The following is a 20,435-nucleotide window of genomic DNA, read 5'->3' on the forward strand; positions in this document are numbered from 1 at the left end:
TGGGGGCTGTCGACGCTGATGCGGTCGCGCTACGGCCGTTTGTCGGGATCGAGCGCGTGGATGAGATGCCCGATCCTTTGCTGGTCGGGTGCCGGCCAGTACAGGTAGCGCGGGCCGAGGAAGCAAAGGAAAGCCCTGCAGGCGAACAGCTCGGGGCCTGGAGCCCGCCGCACCTACGGCACCTACTGGGATCGGACGGCCGCCGCGTGGCCGGACCAGCCGTTGGACAGCATCGCCGCCAGTGACATCGAGGCCTTGAAGCAGGTGATGATTGCCAGCGCGGTGTCGCGCTGTAACAGCCGCAACGGCCGGCACGCCGGCGAGCATGTCGTGGCCGCCGCCCGCGCCTTCTATTCCCGGGCGATCGCCGATCGTCTGATCGACGCCTCCGCGAGCCCTGCCCACCGGGTCGCGAAACCCGCCGCCTGCCCAGTACCCGCCGCGCCCTGACCGCACACGAGCTGGAAGCAATCAACGCCGAGGCTCTTACCAGCGGCAACGACGTCATCCTCGACGCACTGCTCCTGCGCCTGCGCACCGAAACCGCCTGCCGCCGCGGCGGTGCCCTGGCCCTGCGGCTGGTCGACCTGGACACCACCAATAGACTCGTCCGCCTGGCAGGGAAAGGCGCCACCGCCCGGTGGCAGCCCATCACCCCTCGATCTCGCCGAGCACCTGCACGAGCATGCCCGCGCCCCCGGCGCGGTCCTGCTCACCGACGCGCTCCTGCGCACCGTGCCGGCCAACCAGCCACGAGCCGCCGCTACGACCACGGACCACTTGTGGAAACGCCTCGCCGAGCGCCTGCCGTGGGGTCGCCATGCACAGGGCCGCCCACACACTGGCTACGCCACACCACGCTCACCTGGGGGAACGCCACTTCGGCTACGGCATCGCCCGCGCCTACGTCGGCCACATCGAAGGCCCCGGATCCTCCACCACCAAATACATCAAAGTTAATCTCCACGTGGCCGACGCGCTGTCGGCCATGACCGGCTAATCCCATCCGCTGGCCCGTCTGACAGATCACGCCGACCAGTGGTCGCAGGCCAACTGAGCTGTCTTGCCGACATCCCACCAAGGGGGCTGGTAGTCGCGTGCGGTGCCCTTGCAGGTGGTTCCGGGGTGCACCGCAGGCGCAAGGCCCCCGCGAGCCACGCACTACCTCGGTCGCTGCACCTGGCTCGCGACCTATCCGGGCTCAGAGCAAGTGGACGGTTACCCCACGTTACAGCGACCGAGGACGGTTTCGCCGTCGTTATATCCACCACCTGTAGGCTATTAGACGGTGACTGGCGCTCGTCCAACCGGGCCTCACCAGCAACATCTCAAACGACGGCTGTCGTACTAGGGTGTGCGGCCTGCGGAGACGTTCTTAGCTGAGGAATGACCTCCCGACCTGCGCGCCCGTCTCGGCGTCCCGGCAGCGCGTTCTATCATCGGCAGTAGTTCACTACTGATGGAGAGGCGATCTGGTGGCTCACAGCATGGCGCAGCAGACCATGGTCATGTCTCTGAGCGAGCTCGTGAGGCTGGCGGAAGAGGGCCAGTTCCGCACCAGCTCGTACTCCCGTCCGATTGTGTGGGGGCCTAAGCAGACCATCGCATTCTTCGACTCCCTTTACCGAGGGTATCCCACTGGGCAGCTGCTCTTTGCTGAGCAGCCAGCAGGTGCGGAGGAAATCGAGCTGGGTGGCGTGGCGATTCATGCTCCAGAAAACCCTTTAGCCTGGACGATCATCGATGGGTTTCAACGACTTTCCGTGCTCGTCGCAGCATGGCATGCTAGCGGGGATTCCCGGTATTCAGTATGCTATGATCTCGAAGCTATGCATTTCGTGGCCGGACCGCCGCAGCACCTCACGATGTTGCCGGTTCCAGTCGCAGTGCGCAGGCGGCGGCTCATGGAATGGCTTCGAGAACGATCTTTTCTTTCCGAAGAGAACCGAAGTGAGGCCCTGAGTTTAGGCAGTCGTCTGGCTGGCTATTCCATGCCGGTCATCGTGATGCGCGGTTTTGATAACTCCAGCGCTCTTCATGAGGTTTTCACTCGCATTAATCGCGGCGGCATCGGGCTAGCCCAGACGGATTTGGATCGTGCGAATAAGAAGCCCGGGGAACCCAAACGCGGTCTTGAGGCATTCTCCTCGCATAGTGAAAGATTGGGCTTCGGCCGCCTAAGTGAGAATCTTGCAGCTCAGTGTGTGGTCGCTGCCATTTTTCCCCGTGTTGATGCGCCCGCTGGTATGGCTGAGACTTCGCAGCTGTACCGATCGGCTTCGCGGCACACGTTGATGGAGGACGATGCAAAACTATCCGAAGCGCTCAGTTTAACTGTGAGATGGTTGCGGAGAGACGCCCATATCCCGCATGTGCGGTTGCTGCCCGCCGAGGTGGTGCTTCCGGTGGCGGTCCGGTTCTTTAGTGTGTTCCACACCCCGGAGCCCCATATTCGCGACTTGCTTCGGCGGTGGGTATGGCGCACCGATGTAGTTCGAAGAGAGGTTGACAAACGTAGGGCGCTCGAGGCAGTGGCTCACACTGCCGCTGATGAGGTACGTAGACTCCTTGATTCCCTTCCGCCTTCGAGGAGCGGACGGTACGAAGTTAACCTACAGGCCAAAGGACTTGAAACCCCCGAGGGTCGGATGAACGTGCTGGGCCTCCTTGGAGCGCAGCCGCTCTTGATCGTGCCCTCTAGACAGTTCAGTGAGTTGCCGGGCGCTCCACTGACAGATAGCGGGATCCTTACACCTTGGCTAGATAGCGCGGGAGCGATGTTTTCCCTGGTGACAGATCGCTCTGTTACGGAAGCGAAAACGCTGGGACATTATCTGCTACATCCATCCGCGCCTCGGGAGCAGCTACTGGAATCCGTGATTTCGTTGCCGCCAGGGGACGAAGCATTGGAAAGCCAGTTCCTTGATCAGCTGAGTGTCATGCTTCTGAGCGAGAGGCGATTTGACGAGTTCGTCGTTCGGCGTGATGGAATACTTAGTTCTGCGATCAGTCGCCGGGTCCAGTCCTTCGCACGTGTCGGCTTCCGCGAAAGGGGACGTCTTCCGACGTTGACGGGGGACGACTATGACAGCTAGGACGGCGAAGGCCCGCGTTTTGCTCGGGGACCGGCATGCGGGCGTTCTGCATTACGCGGAGGGCCTCACATTCTTCGCCTACGAGGATCTAGAGCCTGACCACCCAGTGCTAGGTCTTCCTTTCGAGTACAACCCCGACGTGGCTTCGCGGCCGGTGGCTGGTGTGCCCAGTTGGTTCGCCAATCTCCTGCCGGAACGCGAATCCGCGCTACGTAAGATTTACAATCAGCAGCTCCGCAGACGCGACGTTCCAGACTTCCTGCTTCTGCTTCACCTCGGCCACGACCTTCCTGGCGCGATTCGAGTAGAGGTTGAGGACAGCCTCCCAGGCGACATGGCGGAGGCGTTGGAAATAGCACAAACCGCTGCTGAGGATTCAGCAATTGGATTTTCCTTGTCGGGTATGCAGCTTAAGTTCTCGATGAAGTCCGAGGGAGAAGAATTTCACCTCCCCGAACCTCACGAACTTGGCGATTGGATCGTAAAACTGCCAAGCAACGTTCACGCCGAGCTTCCCGCCAATGAGCACATCGCCATGGCGTGGGCGTCTGCAATTGGCATCGATATCCCTGAGAATAGTCTTGTTCCCCTTTCATGCCTGAAGCGACTTCCTCAGGAATACCTCGATAGCGGCGGAAGCGCCTTTGCGGTACGCCGCTTTGATCGCACTGAAGCTGGGCGAGTGCATCAGGAGGATTTTGCTCAGATCTTCGATGTGATGCCGGCAAGCAAAGACCGCGGCGCCCAGGAACTCATTGGGCAAGTTATCTTGGATAACTGTCCGCAAGACTTTGATGAGTATATCCGCCGTCTAGTGTTCTGCGTTGCTGTTGGCAACAACGACGAGCACCTCAAGAACTGGTCTCTGCGCTATCCCGATGGGCGAACGCCTCGGTTGTCGCCCGCCTATGATCTCGTCGCCGTCACTTCCTACCCGCCGTACCAGCGTAAAGGGCTCACGCTGCCAATAGCTGGACAGGCGGACATGCGGTACCTCACCAGGGAACACTTTAGGCGGTTTGCCGAAAGTCTTGAGGGTAGCGGAGCGGAACCATCTCGAGTCGTGGATGTAGTGGATACAACCGTGCGACAGCTACGTGAGACCTGGCCGCAGATCCGGGACATGGCTAGTGGGCCTTACTTTGTAGTTGAGCATTTGGATCAGCGAATCACCAGTCTCCCACTCCTCCGCGCCTCGTAATGTCGATCTCGAGCGGTGCCTTCCCGTTGCGGCCGGATATCTGCTAGAGGTCGGCGTAGCGAATGAGAGCCCGGAGCTGATTTGGCGTGAGTAGCTATGGCCCATCATGCCAAGCCAGCGGCTTGAAGTCGTCTGCTGTTGCGGGCGATCTTGATGTCGGCGGGGCCGGTCAAGGGTCGGTAGGAGCGGCCGAACGGATCGTGCCTCGTCATGTACTGCCTGAATGTGATTGTTCGGTCATGACACAACTTATCCGACCGAAGGAACACCTCGTCGGTCCACTCGTACCTGCTGTCCTGCCCGCGCGTCCGGGTCCAAGCCCGATGCCGATGCCAGCTCTACCTGCCCGAGTCTGTCCGTCGGCGATCACGGACGCGCCCCTGTTGCTGTGGATGGCTCTTCCGGCACGCTGTGGCCGGGTGAGCGCGCAGCACCTCCTGCGCGCGCTGGGCTGGCTCCCGCACCACCGCCTCGACATTCAGCCGCGCCACGGCATGCTCGTCATCTGCTCGGCCAGCGGCGGCCTCCACCAGGTGGGTAGCCGAGGGGACCTACCCTTGCCGGCGAATGCCCGGCACATGTGCCGCATCGAGCCCGGTCAACCCGTGCTGCTCGCCGCCATCGTTGCGCACGACCTGCTCGTCGTACATCCCGTCGGCACCGTCGTACGCCTGCTCGCCGACCTGCACACCCACCTGGCGGGAGCCGACAATGAACACTGACCCCGCCGCCATCGCTGCCGCACGGCAGGTTCTGGCTCACCTGGGCGTCACGCTGACCGACCTGCAATCGCACCCCGCGATGCCATCCGTTGTGCCGACGGTCGCCGAGTACCTGCCCGATGTTATTGCCGCTGCCGGGCCCGGAGCACGCCGCACCTACGGCACCTACTGGGAGCGGATGGCCGCCGCGTGGCCCGAGCGGCCCGTGGACACCGTCGCCGCCAGTGATATCGAGGCTCTGAAACAGGCGATGATCGCCAGCGCCGTGTCGCGGCGCAACAGCCGCAACGGCCGGCACGCCGGTGAGCACCTCGTCGCCGCCGCCCGCGCCTTCTTCCGATGTGCCATCGCCGACGGGCTGATCGACGCCGCCGCCAGCCCCGCGCACCGTGTCGCGAAACCCCGACGCCTACCCGGCACCCGCCGCGCGTTGACCGCACACGAGTTGGAGGAGATCAACACGATGGCGCGCACCAGCGGTAACGACGTCATCCTCGACGCGCTGCTTCTGCGCCTGCACACCGAGACCGCGTGCCGCCGCGGCGGCGCCCTGGCCCTACGGCTGGTCGACCTCGATGCGACCAACGGGCTCGTCCGCCTCACCGAGAAAGGATCCACTGTCCGCTGGCAGCCCATCACCCTCGATCTCGCCGGACACCTGCGGGAGCACGCCGACGCTCGCGGCGCGGTCCTACCGACCGATCCGCTCCTGCGCGCGCGCAACGGCCAACCGATCACCAGCCGCCGCTACGACCACCTGTGGCAACGCTTAGGTGAGCGCCTGCCCTGGGTAGCCGTGCACGGCATCTCGACCCATTGGCTGCGCCACACCACGCTGACCTGGGTGGAACGGCACTTCGGCTACGGCATCGCCCGCGCCTACGCCGGCCACACCGACAGCCCCGGTTCCTCCACTACCACCTACATCAAGGCGGATCTGCACGACGTGGCCAACGCGCTGTCGGCCATGACCGGCCAACCCCACCCGCTGGCCCGTCTGACAGATCACGCCGACCGGTGGTCGCAGGCGAACTGCGCCGTCTCACCTACGACCGAGTAAGGGACGGTAGCCGCGTGCGGTGCTCCGGGTGATGCGGCTCCGGGTCACCGCCCGCGGCGAGGTCCCCTGCGATCCACGCCCTACCTCGGCTGCGGCCCTCGTCCCGCGGTCGTGCAACCCCTCCTCGGGTTCACGCGTTAGATGGCAGGCGAACCGCCCGCGTAGGCTGTTCTGCGGGCCCTGGCGGCCCGCCCGAGCGACGGGGTGGCCGAGAAGGTGTGACGTTGAGCGATAACCTGGAGCAGCTAGGTCCGACCGGCTTCCAAGACCTCGCGGCCAGCCTTGCAGTTGCCTCCTTCGGGCCAGGTGTTCAGGTTATGGGCGCCGGCCGGGACGGCGGGCGGGACCTGTACCACCGGGGTTCGCTCATTTGGAAGCCGACGCAGGACCAGACTGGCGAGGTGTGGGAGGGGTACACGGTCCTGCAGGTGAAGCACAAGGCCGCCCTGTCCGCCAACCACCAGGAGAATGCGGCCTGGCTGTGGGGTCAGGTCCGTGAGGAGCTGAAGGCTTGGGCTGATCCCGAGGGAGACCGCGATCCTGTCCCCGACTTCTTGATCATCATCACGAACGTGGTGCTGACGCCGTTTCCCGGGGCCGGCGGCCACGACGCGTTGCACACGAGCATTACGAGTTACATAAAGGGCTTCGAGGACGACACTCGCGACGTCGACTCGCAAGCCACGAAGGATCGGCTCGATCGACTCGCGCGGCTCAGGCGCATGGACAAGGTGCGTGTCTGGGATCGCAACCAGATTCAAGCATTGCTCAAGCTGCACCCGGGCGTCCGTGAAGCCTTCCCAGGATTCCTCACCGCCGGTGACGTCTTCGCCGCGTTGGCGCAGTTCACCGACAACATCCCGCTAAGGGACCTTGAAACGGGGCTCCGGGAGCACGCCAAGACCACGCTCATGGGCGAGGGCTTTATCTACTTCGACGAAGCGGGCAGCGGCGACGGCCAAGGGATCCCCGTCCACAACGTGGCCATCGACTTGCCTGTCACCTTCGCCGGCGGCACGGGACAGACGAGCGTGGTGAAGTACGTGCTCGACCGTGCAGAACATGTGCTTACTCCCGGCATAACCACGCAGGCAGCGCCTCGGCACTTGATCGTCACCGGCGCTCCCGGCAACGGCAAGACGACGATTTCCAAGTTCCTCGTCCAGGTGTTCCGCGCGGCCATGCTCAAGGGCTCCGAAGACCTCAGCGAGGGCCACCGAGAGGTCATCAGCGGCACCGCCGAAGCCCTCAACCGCTTCGGCCGTGAGATGCCGAAGAACCGGCGATGGCCGATGCGCATCGATCTGGCGAGGTACGCCCAGGAAGGAGGGCTCGGCGACGACTCGACCCTGCTGCGATGGATCGCGCACAAGGTTTCGCACCGGTCCGACACGGGCGACGTGACACCGTGGGCGCTGAAGAAGTGGATGCAGAGGTGGCCCTGGCTGCTCGTACTGGACGGACTAGACGAAGTTACTGAACCTTCGGTGCGCAGGCGGCTGATCGAGCGGGTCACCGAGTTCGTCAACATGGCCGAAGCTGACAAGAGTGATGTGCTGGTCGTCCTGACTACTCGCCCGGTCGGTTACACCGAGAACATCGCGCCCGCGCACTTCGAGCGAGTCGATCTGGATTACCTTGACCTCGGCGAAGCCGTCCGCTACGGCGAGCTTGCGACGAGGGTCAGGCTCCGCACTGACCTCGACCGCATCGAGAGGGTGCTCAGGCGCCTGCACAACGCGGCGGAAGACGAGGCCCTGCAACATCTGCTGCGGACCCCACTCCAAGTCCTGATGCTGACCATCATCATCGATGGCGCCGGTCAGCTCGCGCCCGACCGCTACAGCCTCTTCCGGGGTTACTACGACGCCGTCTTCAGGCGAGAGCGCGACAAGCCCGCTGGACTTCACAAGATGCTGCAGGAGCATGGCCAGCAAATTCAGCAACTGCATGAACGGGTTGGCTTCGAGCTGCAGGTGCGCGCCGAGACGGGCGACCGCTCCTACGCCACCCTCACACGAACAGAACTGCGGCAGATCGCGTGGCAGGTCCTAGACGAAGCCGGGTTCAAGCCATCAGGCAAGGACGCCCCCCTGCTGGACAAGATCTTCGACGCTGCCACCAAGCGACTGGTCCTGATCGCGCCGCGCGGCACGGATGGCTACGGCTTTGATGTCAGGTCACTGCAGGAACTCATGGCAGCAATGCACCTGACAACGGGACCACTTGACGGCGTACTTCAACGCCTCCGAGTCTCGGCCGCCAGCCCTTACTGGCGAAACACATGGCTGTTCGCGGCGGGTCAGCTCTTCTCCACACCACAGCCGCATCAGCACGACGCCCTGGTCCGCCTCGTCGAGGCCATTGACGAAAATGCCGACTATCGGCTTGGCCAGGTGGTGCCGATCGGCCCGAGGCTCGCCCTCGACATCATCGACGACGGCATGGCTCGCTCCTATCCAAAGTGGCGCGACCGGCTCGTTGCGCACGGCATGGGGGTCCTGACAGAGCCTGATCCGCCCGACCTGCCATCGATCGCCAAGTGTCTGGTGCGCTTCGCCAACACCGGCGACGACCAACGCGCCGCGGTGGCACAGGGACTGCGAGACGCACTGGCTGGGACGCGGATGGCGCGGGACACAACGGCCGCACTGCAACATCTGGTGCCAGCGATAGTTGACGAGGTCCACGCGCACAGCAACGTGCGAGGCCTTGCCGGAGTGAGGAAATACCCAGACGCACTGCTCGCGCCCGAGCCCACGAGGGGCTGGGAGGACTTCGAGGTCGAACTCGCCACGAATCCGTGTACCGGTGAAGAAGATCGCTTACTCCACGCCGGTGCCGCCGCGCTTCGTTGCATCACCACCAATGCAGTCCGCGAGGAGGAGGCCGCTACCCTCCAGCGAGCGCTGGAGATAGCGCAAGTCGCGACGGGGCTCACAGCGGCCCTGGCGCACGTAATCGGCCATGAGCAGGTGCTTCTCAAGAACCTGCGAGACGGCGTAATTCCGGGTGTACACCGTCGCCTCATCGGTGAGCAGCTGCGGTCGATGACGACCGAGAATCCTTAGGCAACGCTGTTCGCGCAGCTTTCGAAGGGATGAACTGATCGGCCGAGCGTCAGGCACGCCGACCTGTGTAGTTGTTGCATGGGCAGTGTCCGAATTGCCAGCCAATCAGGTGAGCGGCTGCGTGAGCACCTCGACGCCGGCAGCCTGGGCCCAACTGGTTACCGTTGGACGGATCTGCTGATGCCAGTGAGGAAGGCGGATCCCGCCATCGGCGGTCACCTGCCCTACCTCGGGGGCACCGAACGCCTGGAACAGCTCGCTGGCGAGTCGGTGCGTCGCCGCGACCAATCCCGGGCCGTCTGCGCAGAGATCGTCGATCTCGGCGACCGTGTCAGCCCACGCGCCGCTCGCGATCTCGCTGCCGATCCGGTCTGCTGGGAAACCGAGAGTGTCGGCAATCGCTGCCGGAGCGTTCGGCGTGATGGCGGCTCGGACGGTGGCGAGGCCGCCGGCAGCAGCCCTATCGCGTGCATGACGAGCTAGGAACTGTAGTCCCGCAGCAATGCCAAGGGTGAGCCATTGGTCATCGACGAGACGGGTGGTCACGTCCCCGAAGCCAGACGGCGTGCTGTCCACTCCGCTGGCGAAGACGCCGCTGCCGTTTCCGTGAAGCTCGCACGCGCCACGCGAGATCAGCTTGTTTGGCTCGTACTTGGTCATGGCTACAAGGCGCCGACGCCGCACGCTTGACCGGATGAAGTGGCGCACTCCGATGCCGAAGGCGCTGTGGGTGGTATTGAGGTTGCTCAGCTCGAAGGCCCGCATCGCCGCGGTGTCGATGGTGAAGGCTCCCGGCATGTCAGGAACGAGGGTTACGACCACGAACGTCTCGTCCTGCGAGAGGCTTGCGGTGAGTGCGGCTTCAACCCGGGCGGCTTCGTCGGTGCGGTCGGTGAAACCGGCGAAGCGTGCGCGGTACGCCTCTGCCACCAGCGCCTCGGACAGCCAAATCCGTTGGGTCCCGATCCGCTTGGGGTAGAGCAGCGAGTTGTTCTGCATGTACGCATGAGGGGCGGTCGCCGTCCTGGCGACCCAGATGATGAGGAAGCCAATGCCGGCGCGCTCGGGGTCCTCAACCGCGATGATGTCGAATGTCGGCGTCGGCTGGACGTTAGCGACGACGGTCTGGTGAAGGCGAAGGCGCTCGGAGTCGCTGATGTCAACCCCGATGTCGTTCTTGGCGCGGCCCTGGTCGTCTTCCTCCATGCCCAGGACGATCAACCCGCCGTTGGCATTGGCCAGCCCGCCGACGTCACCGCACAACTCCTTGCGGTCCTTGTCTCGACTGCCGTACGTGTCTCGCTTGAAGTCCAGGTCGGGGCTCTCCGTAGCGGCGGGGATGAGCCCTTTCACCTGCTGGTAGGTCAGAGCTCCATCGATCGGTCCACCGAGAAGCTGTTCGAGCCTGCGGTTGCGCAGCGTTGGCATGTGCCTGATCGTGAACCGTCTTGCAGTCGAGAAGCAACTGGCAGACGGCGATATCACTGCCGGGGCCAGCCCGGCCCGGAGCGTCCCGCCCGGACGCATCACAATGGCCAGATCCTGACAGCCACTGCCGGTTGCGAGTCACGGCGAGTGGCGGGCGTTGGGCCGAAACGCGCGATAATGGCCGGCATCATGAGCCCACGACGAGGCGGGGAAGCCGACAAGTTTGGCAACCGGTATGAGGGTGCCTGGACGGTTCGCCATCTGCTGCACGTACTAGGCGGGAGCGGCGAGTCGCTGACCGTCGAGGACTCCGGTGACCTGGCCAGGAGCGTCGAATTTACCTACCAGCGGACCGGCGCCGTCGAGGTGCACCAGGTCAAAAGGCAAAATGGCGTCGCGAACGGCTGGACTGTCCGGTCCCTACTCGGCATCGGAATCTGGGACGCCGCCCGTCACCATGTCGGGGCAGGCCGGGAGTTTCACATGGTCTCGACTGTGCCAGCACGTGTGGCGCAAGAATTGTGCGACAACGCCCGCAGCGTCAGCGATGTGCGAAGTTTCGTTGATCACTGGCTGCCGAACCAGGACCTTGAGGAAGCCTTCTCGGTCCTGGCGTCGATGGAAGTCCTCGGCACCGATGAGCAGGCCTGGCGAGTTCTGCGCGGTACCTGGATCGAATGCCACGGCGAGCAGGACGTGGCTGAGTTCAACGGGCTGCTTGCCGGGCAACTCCTGGACGGCGCGACTGGCGCTCTCGCAGCCGTCGGGCTCGGCGACTTGGTCGTCCATCACCTTGGTCGAGAGCTGAACGCTCCAGTTATCGAGGAGCGTCTCCCGAAATACGGCCTGAGGCGCGCCCCCACACGGCGCAAAGTGACCGTCGAGCGACGAACGTGGCGTTTGGCACCCGTGGCGGACTGCCGCCCGGAGCAGGTTGGTGTCCACTTGGCTGCTGCGGGCGGTATACACCACCAAGGGCAGCCCTCGTACGGGACGCGGGAGCACGACAACCTGTTGCGCGCACAGCTGCGCCAGGCGGCCTTGGCCGGTGGCATGGTGGTCGTCGTCGGCGGCTCCTCCACGGGCAAGTCGCGAAGCCTGTTCGAGGCTGTCCGGTCGGAGCTTGCCGACTGGCGCATTCTTCTGCCCGACGACGCGGAAGCGGTCCGCAGCGCCAGCGCGCGAATCTCGGCTCAAACGGTGGTATGGCTCGACGACACACCCGCGGTGCGGTTCCTGGGGCCGGACGGGCTCACTGCCGGCGACCTAGCCGCTCTCCTCGAAGGTGAAAATTCAAAACCCCTGGTGATTCTCTATTTGGCTTGGCCCGACGCTTACCAGCGTATGACTACCGTCCCTCAGTCGGCGAAGGGTGCGACTGATGACCCGGCGCGTGGCACACGGGAAGCGCTGTCTCTGGCGGTGCAACCACCGGTACGAGTGCCAGACGACTTCACCCCGTCGGAGCGGCGGATTCTGACGAGCGTAGCCAACATGAGCGGCGACCGTCGGCTCCATGATGCTCTCAACGACCAGCGGTACGGCGTGGCCCAGCATTTGGCCGGTGTGCCAGACGTAATGGATCTCTGGAAGGACGGTGCGACCGTGCAGCCGTACGGGGCAGCACTGATCACCGCGGCTGTCGACCTCCGCGCCCTGAGAATCCAGGGACCGCTGACAGTCGAGCTGCTCGCCGCAGCCGCCCCGCTCTACCTAACGAGCCGGCAGTACGCCGAGGCGCCGGCGACTTGGTTCGACGATGGGCTCGCGTACGCAAGCCGCCCGTTGCGCGGCACCGTCCGCGCGCTAGACCCCGTGCCAGGCGCCGAGATCGGCACTATCGCCGGATACGACGTGGCCGACTACCTGCAGCAGCACGGCGCCATTGGGCGTGACTTCACCACGGTGCCCACGGGTCTGTGGAACGTTCTCACCGCCCACGTTGCCGACCTGGACGATTTGGCCCGCCTCGGCCGCCGGGCTCACCAGCTTGGGTGCGCTGAGCAGGCCCGGCCGCTGCTGCTCCGGGTGTTCGAGCACAGCGAGGATGCCCGATGGCGTCTGGTCAGCATGCTCGCTAACGAGCAACGGTACGACCTGCTGAGGGAATATGCGGCGGTCGGGTGCGCTGAGGCCCACTATGCGCTCGCCGAGTACGCAGTCGAGGAGAACCGCTTCGGCGACGTTTTAGAGCATTGGCGTGCAGCGGAAACGGCCGGGCTTCAGTGGTGGGACCTTGCCGAGGAGTTGCTTGAACACGAGCAGGAGGATCTGCTCCGGAGGCTATACGAGTTAGCGGATCCGGCAGGCCAGTTCTTCTACCTGCGGCTGCTGGGGTACCAGGGCCAGGAGACAAAGCTGGGCGACCTCGCCGATGCGGGGGACCAGGAAGCCCAACTCGAGTTGGCGCGGCTGCTGGGAAGCTTGGGACGGGTGGACGAAGCTCTGGATGAGTTGGAGGCGCTGTTTGACTCGAAGAACAGCGAGTTGGTTGATGAGGCCGTCCGAGCCTGGGGTTCGCTGCTCGCCGCTCACGGCCGAGAGGCCGAGTTGCGGGACTGGGCCGCCGAGGACGCTGACGATGGGTTGCCCATGCTGTTCTTGGCTAGCCTGTTGGCCCAACAGGAACGCCTGGACGAACTCCGAGACTTGGCAGCGGGCGGAGGTGTCACCGTCGTGTGGCAGTACACCGCTCTGCTCCGGCGCCTCAACCGGGAGCAAGAGCTTCGCGATCTGATACAGCGGGGTTGTAAGGAGGCTAGCAAGGACCTGGCGGAACTTTTGCTGTTGGCAGGGCGCGAGGACGACCTGCGCGCTTTGGCAGCAGCGGGGGACCGCTCGGCCCGGGAATGCCTCATCCAGTTGTGGGGCTCGCTTGGTCGCGAGCACGACCTGCGAGAGCTGGTCGTGGCCGGTGACGAGCATGCGCGGGGTGAGCTGATGAAGCTCCTCGCCCGGCTCGGGCGTCAAGAGGAGCTCAGGCGGTTGGCAGCAGCGGGAGATATGTGGGCGAGCAGCTACCTTCCCGGAAGGAACTACTCGATGGAGTTCTCGGACTTGGCCTGAATGTCTGGCTGGCCTGGTACGTCAACGCCCGCCGGCGCGGCTCCGCACGCCCGAAACGGTGCGCGAGCCGTGCCACCGAATCATCCAACCCCGTCCGCCACCCGACGATCTCATCGATCAAAACAGGCGCGAAAGCCTGCCCGGACTACAACCGCCCACAACAGACAGACAGTGCGATCACCTAACCCCCAGGGCACGAATAGCATCGGCACCAGCAGCACTGCGGCCGGTGCCTCCCGGGGCGTTGATCATGCCAATAAGCTGCCGAGACTCCACGTCAGTTGGCGCGGCGTGCCAGTCGTAGGTGTTGATCAAGAGGCGATTCGGTGGCCCCGGGTGCTGAACCGAAAGTTGGTGGATCTGCCTTCGGGGGTTGAACCCCGCCGCTACCGCGCCCGCCTCGATCGGCGTCGACCTGCCGGTGCCGTTGTCTCCGCTCGGGAACGTCACGGCGGGATCCAGCGTCAACCGGCCGGCTGCTCGTAGGCCGGCGACGACGGGCCGTGTAAACGGAGATGCGGACCCGTCCCTGTCGTCATCGGTCGCTGTCTCGACGCGAGTTCGAGGCGGTGTCTCCACTGGCCATCAGGTGACCCTTCGCGCCGCCGCCCTGTCTACCATCTCGACCGAGTTTGCGGGCCGGAAGATGTCCGACGGTACGCCTGCTGGCGCGGCTGCTGCTCCCACCGTCCGCAGGTGGGACAGTTTTACGTCATCGGCGCGGCGGTGGCAGTGCCTGATCTAGCTGGTTGTGTTTTCCGTGGCGGGTGGCGACGGCTGCTGTCAGCGTCACCGCGGCGAGGATCACGACTCTGTTTGTGGTTGCGGTAGTGATCTGGAAGTCGGGGTAGCTGGCGCCGGCGAGGTCGGCGGTGATCTCGCTCAAGGGGTACGGGCCGAGTAGCTCGATCGAGGTGAGCAGTGTCAGCGGGGCAAACACTCCTCGCTTGTTGTGGGAGGGCGAGGATGGCGGCGGTGAGCATGGCGGTCAGTAGCAGCGGATGCCCGCCTTGGGCAGGAAGTTGCCCCACTCGGCTGACCGGTAGGGAGTGTTCCGGGGCGACAACGCTGCCACCGTCGCGAGTCGGCCGGCGTGGCCAGTGCCAGGAGGCCGAGCGCGGCGTGGGGTACCAGGACGAACAGTGGCGGTCTCGGGAGGCCGACTGGGAGCGTCGCGACGCTCAGCAGCAGTGCCAGGCCGACGGTCATCTGAGTCCAACGGAGCGGGGCAGGGGATGTAGGACGACGGCCAGCAGCCAAGCTATCCAGACGACGATGCCAGTGACCGCGAAGACCCCGGGACGCCTGGCCGGCGATGTTCTCGGCTTCCGTCCAGATGCCCGCGAGGGGCGGTTGCGGTGGTGAATCTCGACGGTGCCGGCGGCCCTCAGCCGCTTGCGGGCGCCGCCACCTGCGTCCACGGCACGGCTGTCGGATATGCCCATTCCTGCGGATGGCACAAATGGCACAGCTTTCTTGGATGGCACTGTGCCATCTGTGCCATCGTCGGTACATGACTCCGATCCCGCTGTCCCAATGGGCCGACCAGAACGGCGTGCCGCGCCGTACCGCCTACAACTGGGCCAAGAACGGCAAGCTCAACGTGCCGATCCATCGCACCCTCACCGGCCGCCTGGTCGTGCTCGACGACGACGAGACACCCGGTGATGCCCATCCGTTCGTGGCCGCCTACGCCGAGGCGCTGAGCCTGCCCGTCGGCGTGCACTCCGGCGACCTGCACCACTCGCCGGTCCTCGAGGCTTGGGGTGTGGACCTGTACGACACGGTCGCCGACGACTTGCGTCCCGTGGTGCTGCAGCTGGCCCTCGCGGCGGCGTGCGCCCGCCCGAAGCGGGACGCGTGGTGGCGACTGACTGACTGGCTCGGGCGCGTCGAGCTGGCCGACTGGTACACCTCGACCGGCTTCCCCGAAGTAGCTGCGCTCATCAGTGGGCGGCAGCCGATCACCGACCAGGACAGTTACCTCGACTGGTGGCCGTGTGGCGTCGGCTCGCACGAGTTCTGGCAGGACTTCGACGCCGCCGCGGCGCAGGCCGTCGCCGGCGCCGGGCTCGGCCCGTCCGAGCACAATGACGCGGTCTCGTGGCTCACCGAGTCGGCCCTGACGGACAACATCGCGATCGCCGGGCGCCGTGAGAGCCTGCGCAACCGGCTCGACAAGCTGGCCGGTAGCACCACCGACCACGAGCAGATTCCCACCATCCCTGACCGCAGCGACCTGTGGAGCCTGCGCGGTATGTATCCCGAGCCGGCCTGGGCCATCGCCCGTCCCCACGCCCGGCGCACCGCGCAGAGCATCTGCGCCATCGTTGGCTGGGATCCCGAGAGCCCGGCACCGCCCGACGGACACCCGCTGCGCGAGATCGGCTACCGGGCCTGCCTGCACGCCAGCGAGGCCGCTCTCGTCCCTTACGTGCACGACGCCCACCTGCGCGAGATCGACGCCTTCCGTCGCGTCGCCTTCGGCAAGCCATGGCACCTCATCACGACATGAGGAGGCTGCGACGGTGGGTGTCTCGGTCAGCCACAGGGAGAGCAGCACGCCGCAGTGCAATCCATCGGTTTCGCGGTGCCGCTGATCGAGATCCGGGCTTAGCCACGTCAGGGGGTGTGAGTCCAGTCCCGTCCATGGTTGGTGTCTCTGTCGGCTATCCGCCACGCGCTGGCGAGCAGTGCCTTCTCGTAGTGCGATGACCATGTGGGGCGGGCACTAAGGGAGTACCGTCGCGAGTCCGGTGCCCTGCTGGGCACGATCGCCGTCGGCCTGGCTATCAACGTCGTGACGGCGCGCACGGACAGCTGGCGTGGGCCGTGGCGGTTTGTCCTTGACTACGCCTACCTCTGGCTCCCACTCTGCGTCGTCCTGTGGCTCAGCTGGCGCTTCTTCGTCCATCGCCGCACAGCGGTCACGTGGCGCGGCACGGAAAGCCCATACCCCGGCCTCGCCCCGTTCACGGCGGAGCGCGCGGGCGTCTTCTTTGGGCGCGACCGCGAGGCAAGGGACGTACTGAACCGACTGGAGCGCTCGGGGCCGGCGCCGGCGACCCGGATAGTTACGGTCGTCGGCCCGTCGGGAGTGGGTAAATCCTCGCTGATCCGCGCGGGTGTCCTCGCTCGACTACCACGGCGTTGGACCGTAGTGGGTCCGCTACGTCCGGCCACCGACCCGTTCATGAGCCTCGCCGCGGCTCTAGAGGATGGCCCAAAGGCTGTACTGGAGACGGCGCGACTGCTGCGGGAAGAAGCAGCCTCTCCGGAAGCCCCACTCGGGGTTGTGCCAAGCTTCCTCGCCGCCGCCCGCGGCCCTGTACTGCTCGTTGTCGACCAGGCCGAAGACCTGTACACGATGACCGGCGAGCATGACCGGGCCCAGTGGTGGAGCCTGCTGACCCGAACGCTGACGGTGCTGCCGGAACTGCGCCTGCTGGTGGCGATCCGGCCCGAGTTCCGCCGCCGGCTCACCGATCAGCAGGCTGGCTTCATCACCCGACCGGTGGCCATCGGTCTGCTGGATCCGGCCCGCATCCGACAGGCCATCGCGGGGCCTGCCCGGGCTGCCGGACTCACGTTCGAGGACGACCTCATCGACCGCATGACCGCCGATGCCACGGTCGGTGACGCGCTTCCCCTGCTCAGCCACCTGCTGCAACGTCTGCACCTACAGTCCGACCGCCAACACATCACGGTGGCCCAATACGAACAGGCGGGGGAGGTGGGTGGTGCCATCGCAGCTCACGCCGAGCAGATCTACGAATCCCTCACCGAGCGGTACCCCCAGCGCGCCGTCGACTCTGCTCTGCTGCGCGGCATCGCTATGGAAGGTAAGGAAACCGTACGAAAGACGATCGAACGATCTGACCTCGATACCACCGCAGCGAGCATCCTTGAGGAGTTCAGGGCAGCCCGTCTGATCATCGACGTCGAGGACGGCACCTGCCTCGAATTGACCCACGACGCCCTGTTCCGCCAGTGGCGACGACTCGCCTCTCTGATCAGCGCCAACGAGGAGCGACTGCACCGCATCACCAGGCTTGAGCACCGCGCGGCAGCATGGCAAGCGGACCCACACACAGACGACCTCTTGCGCGGCCGAACGCTCGCCGATGCCCTCGCGCTCGCAGCCGAGGCACCCCTCTCCAGCGCAGCCCGACGCCTGCTCGACGCCTCCCAAGAGTTCGATCACCACGACCGTGTCCGACAGTCCGAGCGGATTGCCGAGTTGGCACAACAGGTGCGCCGGCAGGACCCCGAACTGGCCGTGGCACTGGCCCACACCGCGCTACACGAGTTACCACCCACCCCGGCAGCGACGACGACGCGCTGGGCCCTAACCGCCACGTCACGAACACGGCACCTCACCATCGGGCACACCACCGGCATCACCTCCGCAGTCTGGCTGCCCGACAGGGAGGCCCTGCGCACCGCCGACAAGACGGGGCGCGTCTGCACCTGGGACGACGCCGGTCGCCTTGCCGAGGTCACCTTTGCCGCTGACGGGGATGGGTACGGGCACACACTGCTGAGTGCCAGCGGCACCCTCGCCCTCACCCAGCACGATCGAGGTGCCACGCTCTGGCGCGTCGCGGATGGCTACACCCTGGGCAGCCGAAGGGGGAGTTTTGCAGCATCGCTCGACTCATTCTCGTGGCGCGACGATGTCTGTTTCGCGGGCCAGTTCGACTACCGGACCGTTGACGTCTGCCGTTTGGACGACGACGTCCCACAGTTGGTCACCAGCATCCCGGCCGCACACGTTCGCGCCACAGCATGGTCCCCGCAGGGTGACCGGCTGGCCATCGCCTCAGACGACCTGCTGCTCGTGGTCAGCATCGGCGAGCAGGCGTCGGAAGTCCTGCGACAGCAGGTAGCGTGGTCAGACCCGGTTTTGTGCTGGGCACCCGACGGAATCCGACTCGCCGTCTCAGCCGCTCCGGCATTCACAATGCGCCGCACTGAGATCGTCGCATCGACGCGCCGCACGCTGTGGATTTACAACACCGACACGGGCCAGGCCGCCGAAAGCGCACCGCCGGGCATGACCGAAACCATGGCATGGTCACCTGTCGAGGATGTCATCGCCTACGCCTTGCGTCGAACGCGAGACCATGATCGTGTGGCTCTGTTCGACGTCGGAAGCGGCAGGACCGTTGAGCGGCGGGCGCGCCCTCACCAGATCAGCACGATTGCCTGGTCCTCCGATGGTAAACGAGTCGGCTTGGGAACCTCATTTCACAATGTCGAGATGTGGGACGTCATCGGCCGAAGCTTCCGCCGCCTGCCCACCGGAAGCCTACGAGAGATTTCTTGGTCGCCGGACCTCAGGCGCGTCACTGTAAAGCGGCTCGGAACGACGCCAGAGATCATCGAAGTGGACGAGGTGACGCCGCCGCTGCGGCTCGGGGACGACGATTGCCTGTCGATCGCGTTTTCACCACTAGGTGACCTGGTTGCCACCGCGATGCAAGAGCAGGTCACCGTGTGGGACGCGCGGTCCGGTGTCTCGCGGATGCAGTGGGGCGCGCAACCGCGACAAACTCCGAGACACGTAGCGACATCGACGCCACTTCCATGGGTTTATGGACTCGCCTGGTCCGGCGACGGCTCACGGCTGGCTGTCCATACTCATTGCTTCTTCGGCAGAACACCACCCGCTCTCTCGGTCTGGGACGTGGCGAAAGCGCAGCGCCTAGCAGTTCTCGACGGAGGCGAAGACAGCACAGGAACGATTGCCTGGTCCCCGGATTCAAGCCTCATAGCTGCAGTCGCCGGCAAGCACAACGTGAGCTTGTGGCGAGGAGACGACTACACCCTCGTCCACCAATGGCGAACCGAAGGGCCCGACGAGGTAGCAGCCCTGGCCTGGTCGGATGACTCCACCAGACTCGCCGCCGCCGTCGGCAACCACGTCGAAATCTGGAACGTAGCGCAGAAGCAAGTCGGCTCACGCTGTCTCGGCCATACGGGCAACGTCGAAACCCTTACCTGGGCAACCGACGGGCACCGTCTCGCGACCATCAGCGATGACTACATGCTCTACATCTGGCGCGCTCAAGAGGGACGGCCTCTCGGCGTACTTGACATACCTCGTGGGGTAGTGCGAAGCCTGTCGTGGCAAGACGCCCTCATCATCGCCTACGACGACGGCACGATCATGAGCTGGGACGTATGCAATAACCCTGCGCAGGTTCCGGCTGAAGGCAGTGACCCCCGTGCGCTTAACAGTGAAGAACGCGAACGATATGGCTTGCCACGGAAGCCAGTCGACTGAGAGTTCACCAGCGTGCAAAACGGCTCTCGTGGTGGCCCGCCGATCTCAGACACAGAGGCCGTGGCGGACTGAGTCCAACTCGTCGGCTGTACACTTACACATGGTTATGGCGCCCAGTATTGAGCTAGTCCTGGCCGTACCGTAACCTATGAGCATGTGCACCCCAGAATGGTGCACATATGATGCGTACAAGAGTTCGAATCCCCCCTCGGACACGAACCGAATCCCAACGGTGCGTGGCAAGATCGACATTTGCCCGCACCGTTTGTGATTCCGGGTCGTAGGTCAGGTGCAACCCGAGGCTGCGGTAGACCTCCAGCTTGTGTTCCGGCTCGGCGTCCCGCAGGGCGTCCACGAGGTCTCCGAGCTCCTCGACAATGGCGATGATCTGATCCTCGTTGAGGCGAGCGGGTATGCGGGGTTCTTCTTCGGCTGGCGCTTGGTGGCGTTGCTCGGCGCGTTGCCGTTCTGCCTGGGTTTCTCGCCGCGCTCGCCAAGGCCAG

The 20,435-nt window shown here is 65.0% G+C and carries 12 protein-coding genes; 9 read left to right on the forward strand and 3 right to left on the reverse strand.

Features of this window, described 5'->3' with window-relative positions; genetic code table 11:
• The first annotated feature begins 222 nt into the window (after positions 1-222).
• Positions 223-450, forward strand: a complete 228-nt coding sequence (locus ACIBTX_RS09450; protein ID WP_396832311.1) for a hypothetical protein — start codon at positions 223-225, stop codon at positions 448-450.
• Positions 451-651: 201 nt separating this feature from the next.
• Here the strand turns inward: ACIBTX_RS09450 and ACIBTX_RS09455 are convergent, their stop codons facing one another.
• Positions 652-822: a hypothetical protein gene (locus tag ACIBTX_RS09455; protein WP_396832312.1), complete on the reverse strand. Its 171-nt coding sequence runs from the start codon at positions 820-822 to the stop codon at positions 652-654.
• Between the two features lie 665 nt (positions 823-1,487).
• On the opposite strand from ACIBTX_RS09455, the gene ACIBTX_RS09460 reads away from it, so the two are divergent.
• The 5 genes from ACIBTX_RS09460 to ACIBTX_RS09480 all read left to right on the forward strand — a co-directional run bounded on the left by ACIBTX_RS09460 (position 1,488) and on the right by ACIBTX_RS09480 (position 9,149).
• Complete coding sequence (locus ACIBTX_RS09460; RefSeq protein ID WP_396832313.1) at positions 1,488-3,095, forward strand: DUF262 domain-containing protein; 1,608 nt, start codon at positions 1,488-1,490, stop codon at positions 3,093-3,095.
• Positions 3,085-4,296 carry a type II toxin-antitoxin system HipA family toxin gene (locus ACIBTX_RS09465; protein ID WP_396832314.1) on the forward strand — a complete coding sequence of 404 codons (1,212 nt, stop codon included), beginning with the start codon at positions 3,085-3,087 and terminating at the stop codon, positions 4,294-4,296. Before ACIBTX_RS09460 ends, ACIBTX_RS09465 begins: the two co-directional genes overlap by 11 nt.
• Before the next feature lie 419 nt (positions 4,297-4,715).
• Complete coding sequence (locus tag ACIBTX_RS09470; RefSeq protein ID WP_396832315.1) at positions 4,716-5,018, forward strand: hypothetical protein; 303 nt, start codon at positions 4,716-4,718, stop codon at positions 5,016-5,018.
• Positions 5,008-6,078, forward strand: coding sequence for a tyrosine-type recombinase/integrase (locus ACIBTX_RS09475; protein ID WP_396832316.1), 1,071 nt, complete (start codon positions 5,008-5,010; stop codon positions 6,076-6,078). Before ACIBTX_RS09470 ends, ACIBTX_RS09475 begins: the two co-directional genes overlap by 11 nt.
• Before the next feature lie 224 nt (positions 6,079-6,302).
• The gene (locus ACIBTX_RS09480; RefSeq protein WP_396832317.1) at positions 6,303-9,149 is read left to right on the forward strand and encodes an NACHT domain-containing protein; all 2,847 of its coding nucleotides are present in this window, start codon (positions 6,303-6,305) and stop codon (positions 9,147-9,149) included.
• Positions 9,150-9,254: 105 nt separating this feature from the next.
• On the opposite strand, the gene ACIBTX_RS09485 is transcribed toward ACIBTX_RS09480, so the two are convergent.
• Positions 9,255-10,577, reverse strand: a complete 1,323-nt coding sequence (locus ACIBTX_RS09485; protein ID WP_396832318.1) for a helix-turn-helix domain-containing protein — start codon at positions 10,575-10,577, stop codon at positions 9,255-9,257.
• Positions 10,578-10,754: 177 nt separating this feature from the next.
• On the opposite strand from ACIBTX_RS09485, the gene ACIBTX_RS09490 reads away from it, so the two are divergent.
• Positions 10,755-13,643, forward strand: a complete 2,889-nt coding sequence (locus ACIBTX_RS09490; protein WP_396832319.1) for a hypothetical protein — start codon at positions 10,755-10,757, stop codon at positions 13,641-13,643.
• Positions 13,644-14,355: 712 nt separating this feature from the next.
• Here the strand turns inward: ACIBTX_RS09490 and ACIBTX_RS09495 are convergent.
• Positions 14,356-14,583, reverse strand: coding sequence for a hypothetical protein (locus ACIBTX_RS09495; RefSeq protein WP_396832320.1), 228 nt, complete (start codon positions 14,581-14,583; stop codon positions 14,356-14,358).
• A 573-nt stretch (positions 14,584-15,156) separates the two neighbouring features.
• Between ACIBTX_RS09495 and ACIBTX_RS09500 the strand changes: the two genes are divergently transcribed.
• Positions 15,157-16,158: a hypothetical protein gene (locus ACIBTX_RS09500; protein WP_355030186.1), complete on the forward strand. Its 1,002-nt coding sequence runs from the start codon at positions 15,157-15,159 to the stop codon at positions 16,156-16,158.
• A 285-nt stretch (positions 16,159-16,443) separates the two neighbouring features.
• Complete coding sequence (locus ACIBTX_RS09505) at positions 16,444-19,932, forward strand: AAA family ATPase (protein WP_396832392.1); 3,489 nt, start codon at positions 16,444-16,446, stop codon at positions 19,930-19,932.
• The last annotated feature ends 503 nt before the right edge of the window (positions 19,933-20,435 follow it).

This window comes from Micromonospora sp. NPDC049359, from assembly GCF_044466585.1.
In the GTDB taxonomy this organism is placed as follows: domain Bacteria; phylum Actinomycetota; class Actinomycetes; order Mycobacteriales; family Micromonosporaceae; genus Micromonospora.